Origin of the sequence: Bradyrhizobium sp. Cp5.3, assembly GCF_000426265.1 — a bacterium.
Classification (GTDB): domain Bacteria; phylum Pseudomonadota; class Alphaproteobacteria; order Rhizobiales; family Xanthobacteraceae; genus Bradyrhizobium; species Bradyrhizobium neotropicale.
The window spans coordinates 1-7,169 of sequence record NZ_AUFA01000098.1; the positions used below are offsets into that span (position 1 = coordinate 1).

General features: G+C 57.6%; 4 protein-coding genes. 3 read left to right on the top strand and 1 reads right to left on the bottom strand.

From position 1 onward, the window contains the following. Positions 1-502 precede the first annotated feature (502 nt). Positions 503-2,080 (bottom strand): hypothetical protein, encoded by a 1,578-nt coding sequence (locus K289_RS0140015; RefSeq protein WP_027556449.1) that lies wholly within the window; start codon positions 2,078-2,080, stop codon positions 503-505. Between the two features lie 1,084 nt (positions 2,081-3,164). Between K289_RS0140015 and K289_RS51270 the strand changes: the two genes are divergently transcribed. The 3 genes from K289_RS51270 (at position 3,165) to K289_RS47150 (ending at position 6,017) form a co-directional block, all read left to right on the top strand. Then, on the top strand, positions 3,165-3,341 hold the full coding sequence (locus K289_RS51270) for a hypothetical protein (protein ID WP_156918457.1): 177 nt from the start codon (positions 3,165-3,167) through the stop codon (positions 3,339-3,341). Positions 3,342-3,460: 119 nt separating this feature from the next. Then, entirely contained in the window at positions 3,461-4,957 is a 1,497-nt protein-coding gene (locus K289_RS0140035) for a type VI secretion system Vgr family protein (RefSeq protein ID WP_084788949.1), read from the top strand. Between the two features lie 547 nt (positions 4,958-5,504). Beyond that, entirely contained in the window at positions 5,505-6,017 is a 513-nt protein-coding gene (locus K289_RS47150) for an Hcp family type VI secretion system effector (RefSeq protein WP_035687883.1), read from the top strand. The last annotated feature ends 1,152 nt before the right edge of the window (positions 6,018-7,169 follow it).

Sequence of the window (7,169 nt, forward strand, 5' to 3'; positions counted from 1 at the left end):
ATCACGCAACGGCAGCGTCAATCACCTCGATCGGGCAATCCAAAGCATTCCGCGCAAGTCAAGGCCGGGCACGGTGATCCTCTTGTGACGCTCACGTAGAAATGCAGGGAAGCGAGCATCGATGGCTAACATGGAACAGGGCTTGTGCCGCACGTAGTGGCGTCGATACGATAAATGACCCGCCCTTTGGCCCCTTTTCCAATGATCGCCGAGTTCTGGACCAGGACCGAGATGCCACGCAGGAAACATTGCTCCGCGAGGCGTAGACTGACCGCTAAAATTTTCTCGAACACTGGACGTCATGAACTTTCTCGTTGGCTCACGCCATGAGCTGCCGCGCGAACCGCGCGCCACAATCGGCAAGGCCGTGCGAGCTATTCCGAGGTATCGCGAACCATTTCGTAAAAATGCAGTTTAGTCTCATTGCGCTTAAGCAGACGATGGTGGCTCCTCTTCATTCATCTGCTCCACCCGAGGCGGGTTTGCAGCTCAAACGCGTTCTTTAGGGAGCTTGGGGTCGATGGATGACAAGGATGCGGCCGCCTGGCCCCGATTCGGCCGTGTACGGTTCACGGCGGATATAGAAACATGTCATTGGAACCGCCTGTGTCGGCAGAAGTCTGAACTCCTGCAGTACGCTGATCAGGAAGTCGTCGGCCACTCGGGGGCCGTGGATCCAGCCAACGCCGACTCTCTCGCCGATATCGGGCGGCCCGACTTCATTCATGCGCGCAACACGAGGGTGGGATTGCTGCCCTAGCTCCCTATATCCAGGGGTGAGAACAAAGTTTTCGCCTCCCGGATTGTTTGGGGTCACGGGCGCCCGACCTGGCCACAATACGGCGGCATAGCGCACACCGTTGATAAGCACACTTTGCGGCCGCAATAGCGCCGGCAGGAGGCCGTTTGCTCGTAATTCCGCGATCAACGGGTCGGGGGCAAGGCCACCCCTCCAACTGGGGAGGACGTAAGCTCCGAAATCACGCTCTGCCTGCCCTGCCCCTGCGCCGTCTGCAATGGTCGGGCGATCCGACGGCGGCCTGGGCGCCAAAGGTGACGACGATGGCCCGACGTCTTCGAAGCCCTGAAACATCGCACCGCTCGCACGGGCCCAGTTCTCGAATTCGGCATGGTGGAAATCCCGAAGCATATCTCCCAAATTCAGCAGACGGTTACGAAACCCGCCAATCGCGTGTGCGTCGCGGCCTATATAGGCGTCTGCATAGGCTTGCAGGTCGGTGTCCAATGACGGCATCGCAATCCGGTCGACCATTGGGGGTCTGTTGGTCTCGCGGATCCACTCGAGGAAATCGTACATATCGCCTGCGGCATGGTCGGCGCCGCGAGAGCGGCGGTTCGGGAGCTTCTCAGTAAGCCAATTCCAGAAATCCTCATGGAGCCGCGAATCCACGTCATGGGGGCCGGGCCCCTGATTGGAGCCGCTGTTGTCGCTGCTGGCACTGTTGCTGCTGCCGCTGCTATCGGTAGTCCCGCTGCTACTGCGGCTGCCCCACGACGGCCCGGCTCCATCAAAGCCCTGAAACATCACATGCCTCTCACGGGCCCAGTTCTCGAAATGCAGGTTTCGAAGCATCTCCCGCAAGTTCAGGAGGCGGTTACGAAACCCGCCAATCGCCGGTACATCGCGCCCTATATAGTCGGCCGCATAAGCTTGCACGTCGGTGTCCAACGATTGCATCGCAATCCGGTCGACCATCGGGGGTCTGTTCGTCTCGTGGATCCACTCGAGGAAATCGTGCGTGTCGCCTGCGGCAATGTCGGCGCCGCGAGAGCGGCGGTCTGGGAGCTTATAAGTAAGCCAATTCCAGAAGTCCTCATAAAGCGGCCTATCCAGCGCATAGGGGCCGGGCCCCTCGTTGGAGCCGCTGCTGCTGCTATCACTCACGCGAACCTCCGGTAAAAGGTGCAACTGCAGCGGCGAGACATGCTCGCTCGATCCGAAGCGCGCACGTCCCGTGAGTTCGGTTGCCGTGCCGTCTTGCCCGATGTTTCGAATCGAAAACCAGCCGCCGCTCCAGCTTGTTCGCGGTCGAACCGCCAAGAGGCCACGCTCCGTCATCCGGCATCACCATATATACTACGGTGACCATGAGGAATCGTTTGCCCATAAAGGACAGTTCTACTCGAGCAATAACGAGTCGATGGGCGGCTGTTTAACCCCGAGCGACGAACCGCCGGACCATTTGCGCCTCACGCTCTGCTCCTTGGATCCCCTCCCTTATCTGGGCACGGACCGGAACTCATGGCTTTCCTGTCGCGTCGTAACATCCACGCCCTCGATGGCTCCGGGGTTATCTCGGCCTCCCCCCAAAGATAATCACCGGTGGTCGTCTCCATTTAGCCTGAAGTGGTCATAACGCACCCGCTCTTAGGCGCGCAAGGCGCGTCGCGCTTTCTCTGAGGTGCTCAGCCTCGGAGAAGAGATCGCGATGCAAGTGAAACAGACCAATCTGAACTGTCTGTTCAATTACAAACACATCCTGTTCAATGATCGACATATCCGTTTGCTGACCTATCTTTGAAAAGTATCATCTTCAAGGTTGTGGCTCATCAAACAGCCATCGAAGGATACTCTTTGGCAGTCTCGCGCGGTTTGTCACCTGCTGATCATCTTGGACCCTCTGGAGGTCGGCTTATTAGGAATAGCTAGCCTTGTCAGCGACAAATCATGGGATGTAGCGTCGATTAGCTTGCTGTCCAGAGCCTGACAGTTGCGCCGCCACCGTCAGATTGAGAACATTAAACTTCGGTCTTTCAAAACCTAATCAGTAGCTAAGATGAGGAGACGCCATTGGCACGGACGTTGCTATTGAGATTGCAACCACACTGGCTGGCTGAGTACACGCAGAAGCGCAAGACCAACGATGCTTTCTTTCCCTTCAACCCGTCTGCATCGCTTGGAGATGGGAGCCCATCTTACACCGGGAGCGCACGCAGCAGGCGCGTGAGCCGGTTGATCGGCTTCACAACAAGGGTGCGAATGAGGCGGCCAATGCAAGCGCCGCAGGCAATGCGCCGCCCGAACGTCGAAGCCGAGCTGATGGGCAAGGCTCTGCGTGATAGGCATCGTCGGAGAACGATGAACTCATCAGAGCCAACGGCCAGAAGCTGCGTTGTGACGCGCGTCACGGCAGCCTTAGCCGATGATGTTTCACTACGCATGGCAACCAGCATCTGACACCGTGCGGCTGCACACGATCTCACGGGGCTTCCTTCAGGCCTTCAACCGGCGCGACCACATCGAGCCAGTCGGTGAGTTCGTCCAGCGTCTGGGCCGCTCCATCTGGTACTGGTTCTGGGGTCAGCGCATGCTGCTGTAGCAGGACGAGTAGGGGACGTGAGGTATCGTTATTGAGTGCTTCGGGGCTTCCGATCGACACTACTCCGCGGCACCTTTGACAAGCGTTGTACTACTGCCACAGTTTGATCAGGTGCACCGATGACTAACGAATCCAATCTCAGAATTGACCTTGACATTCACAGCAAGCCCAACATTGAGCTCGACGTCCAGGGCTTCGAGGGCACCGAGTGCATTTCTCTACCGTTCAGCTACGTGATTAACGCTACGACATCGAGCGATGTCGATACCGGCTCGTTGATAGGGGAACGCGCCAAGCTTTCCGTCAAAACGGCATGCGGGCGATGGCTCGCGTCGGGCCTGTGCGCCCAAGTCGAGGAACTCGACCCTACAGTCACTGGCCTGCGGGTGCTTCAATTTGTCCTGCGACCGCGCTTTGCCGTCGCTGAGCTCTCAGTTGCGAGCCGCATTTATGGTCCTGGCCAACCCATGGGCGTCGATGACATTATCAGACTGCAGTTGAGCAAGGTGAGCATCAGCATTCCTTCCGAATACAGTATCGATCGCTATCCCAAGCGAAATTATGTTGTGCAATACAATGAAAGCGATTTGACGTTCATTTCTCGCCTTTGCGAACGGAATGGAATCTTCTATTTCTTCAAGCAAGAAGACGACGGTGAGACCGTCGTCTTCGGCGACAAGAATCTGGCCTTCCCCAATGTCAAGTTCGGCGACAGATCGACGCTTCTCTATTCGCGCCAGGACGAGCGCCGGCCACCGCGAGGCGTTGACGAAAGCGGTATTTGGTCGTTCCGCCAGCGCCGGGTTCTCTCGACAAAGACGATCGCGCTTCGCGATTATAACGAAACGGTGCCTTCCGTCGTGTCCGTCGATAGGCAGGTCGGGGAAGGCAGCGGTTTCTTCGGCAAAGCCTCGCGCTTCGGCGGCCATTTTGCGAACGAAGGAGAGGCGACCGCACTGGCCCGGATCCGTGCCGAACAGATCTGTGCCGGCCAGACAATGTACATTGCCCACAGCGACGCACCGGAGCTGCGCGCTGGCGTAATTTTTGGACTGGAGGGCCATCCCCGCTTCGACGGTGAATATCTCGTCATCGCCGCGGATCACTCGGCCTATCGTCCGGCGCCGACCGGATTTCGTGGGGCCGGTCAAAATGGGCGAGCCTACCAGAACATGGTCCATTGCATCCGCTCGGATGTGCCGTATAGACCGGTTGCGATGACACCTGTGCCTCTAGGCATTGGCCTCCATACCGCCACAGTCGATGGAGAAGCTTGGAACGGGCGGGCCGAGATTGACGAGCAGGGCCGCTACAAGCTGCGGTTTACATTCGCCGACGAACCGGCCGAGGGCCGGGGCAGCGACTACGTGCGCAAGCTCGAACCTTATGTAGGTCCGAATCAAACCGGCTTGCATTGTCCGTTGGTGCCAGGCACGGAAGTCCTGGTCGGCTACTTGAACGGCGACATCGACCGACCAGTCGTGATCGGGGCGGTCCACAACCCCGATATGAAGGGAGTAGTGACCTCGGACACGCACTTGTTCAATCGCCTCAAGTCGCAATCTGGTGCCTCGATCGAGATTTACGACGGATCTTCCTCTCACGGCGCATTATGACGGTCTGGTGTCCAGCGACGCACGAGATCGACCCGCTATTGGAAGCGGTCGCCAACACGGCACGTGCGACTATCCTGCCGAGCTCATCGATTAACATACCGCCGCCGTCGGCTGATGGCATTTGGTCGCAACGGCTTCGGGACGGACGAGAAGCGCGCCTCAAATTGTCCACGCACTGTCTCCAGCAGGAACAGCGCGGTCCTTGGGCGGTGCTCGTCTACGCACTACAGGGCAATGCCGTTGTCGATAACGCCATAGGTTACCGGGTGACGGGACAGGCTGTCCTCGACGTTGCCACGCGAGCATTTCTCGATGTCGAGTGTCAATTGGAATGGGTCGGCCCCGTCGGGCCGTGACAGATCGCTGTCGCGATCGCGACGATGTCGTCGCTTGACGTGTTCGTATCTGGACAACCGCGCAGTGCTGTGTCGGTAGATCGGGAAAGCTGACGATATTAGGCATCGCATGCCCACGGATCTTGGCACGGATGTTGCGATACCCGCCATGCTCGTTTGTGCCGGCGTCTGTCAGAAAATAGGAGGTGAAAGTGTCACTTGAAGCCTACTTGAAGATTAAGGGAAAGAAGCAGGGCGACATCTCCAAGGATGCCTCCAAGCCGGACAGCATCGGGCAGGTCGCCAAGGGTGACTCGGATAAGCAAGGAAAGATCACCGTTGTTGCCTTCACCAGCGGCATCATCGTTCCACGCGATGCTACGAGCGGCGTCGCCACGGGCGCTCGCAACCACCAGCCGGTGCTTTTCACTAAGTTCTTCGATCGTGCCTCGCCGCTGCTATGGCAAGCGCTGGCTACTAACGAGGTGCTCGAAGAGGTGGTTTGCGAGTTCTACCGCACCGACCCCGGGGGTATGCCGCAGCCGCAGAACTTCTTCAAAATAAGCTGGAAGAATGCGACGTTAGTCGAAGGCAAGGCGTATGTGCCGCTGACGATCAATCCGCAGCACAACTTCTTTCAGAACATGGAAGATTGGTCTTTCACCTACAAAGAAGTGAAATGGGAGCACGTTCCCGGCAGCACCAGCGGCGAGGATAAATGGTGACAACGCCGCTAGGTTTGCGAAGCCAAGGACGATGACTTGGTCCCAAGCACCGACTGCGCAGATATGTTGCGCACATTCGACGCGTCCGTAGGACTCGGAAGTGGCCATGCCGGGTCTACTCCATGGCGGTGTGTAGACGAACGAAGAGTAGGTAGATTGGTCCGGCTTTGTTTAACAGAATGTTGGATAAGCCTGGAGCATTGGCTCCCATTGCTGATGGGTGTGGTGAGACCAGGTGGTTTGAGCAAGCCGGGCTCATATGCTTGCTGCTCGGATGAGTTGTCCGACGCACAACGCAGACACGCGGCAAAGATCTACCGATTCATTTGGTGGCTTTAGGACCTCGCGGTGCATCAAATCGGCCGTGTTCGAACGGAAATGTCGCGAGCGTGAGGAGGTTGCCGGAATCGTACCGTTGATCCTGCGTCATGGACGTGATTGACGCGCATGAGATGTGAATTGGAAGAACCAGCCTTGACCGCCTTCGCCACTCAACCGGGATCGTTCGTGGACTGCCTGACAGCTTAACTCAATGACCGCGTTCCACGACATGGGCAATTCCCTTGCTTCTCTGCGTTCCCGGGTTTGGCGGACCGTTGGCAGCCAGGCTAAGGTCCCAAGTATGTCAGTGCGTTTCACCGGGCGGGTCATTCACTTGCTGCGCTTCGTTACCAGGTTTGGCAAATCGTTGGCGAACAAGCCGAGGCCCTGGGTGCGATGACTGCTCTCAATGGAGAGGGGCATTCACTTGCTGCAGTCAGTGCTCGGAGTGTGGCAACTCCAACTGCAAGGAGCTCTGTAGTGCAGCAGGTAGGGAAGGAAACTAATAATGGAGACAGAGCGACAGACGGGAGGGGAGGCGGGACACACTTTGCGCGCGCAGTGAAGTACGGATTGTATCTCGTGGGCGCGGGCTACGTCGACATGGGGTCGCAAACCGACTTTTTCCTTTCAATCACATCACTGCACGACGGGAAGAAGGGCTTCACCAGCAACGAACGGCTCAGGTTGGCTCAGGCGAAGGCGAGGGAGTATTACGCATCGTATCACGCTGCTGCCCTAGCATTACAGTTGCTATTTGTGATGAGTTCTGAATCCATGGGTGACCATGATTCGGGATATGATGATTGGTGGTGCGTCGGTTGAAGATAC